The 585-nt window shown below is 31.8% G+C and carries 1 protein-coding gene; it reads left to right on the forward strand.

Features of this window, described 5'->3' with window-relative positions; translation table 11 throughout:
• Positions 1-585 (forward strand): HlyD family efflux transporter periplasmic adaptor subunit (locus DIU01_RS03460; RefSeq protein ID WP_290831853.1); only part of this gene is annotated, 585 nt, incomplete at both ends.

Raw genomic sequence — 585 nt, forward strand, 5'->3', positions numbered from 1 at the left:
TGGATGCGAAAAATTTATATGATTTAAACAAAAAACTTTTCGATCAAGAAATCTTAGCCAAAAACGAATGGCAAATTACACAAGAGAATTTCAGGTTTCAAAAAGAGCGAATGAACATCATCAAGCAAAGTGTGACGAAAGAAAAACAAGCGAATCAAATTCAGATTGGACAACTTAATCAGTCGATTTCAATTATGGATAAAAGTTTGTCGATTTTGCGAGATAACAAAAAGAATTTTCTAATCACAGCACCACAATCAGGAAGGCTTTCATCGTTTGAACCAATATTAGGAAAAACCTACACACAAGGCGTAAGCATTGGAACTATTGATGTTATGAAAGGTTATAAACTGGTTGCCGATGTCGACGAATTCTATTTGGATAAAATAAAAATGAATCAAAAAGGAACGGTCGAATTCAACGGAAAAACATTAGATATTGAAATTGTAAAAATTATTAAAGAGATAAAAAGTGGTCAGTTTCAGGTGGAATTGAATTTTGCTTCCACAGAAAACATCGATTTACAACAAGGACTAAGTTTTGGAGTACGATTAAATTTATCTGAAAAAACAAAATCCACATTAC

The sequence above is a fragment of the Flavobacterium sp. genome, from assembly GCF_003525665.1.
Classification (GTDB): Bacteria; Bacteroidota; Bacteroidia; order Flavobacteriales; family Flavobacteriaceae; genus Flavobacterium.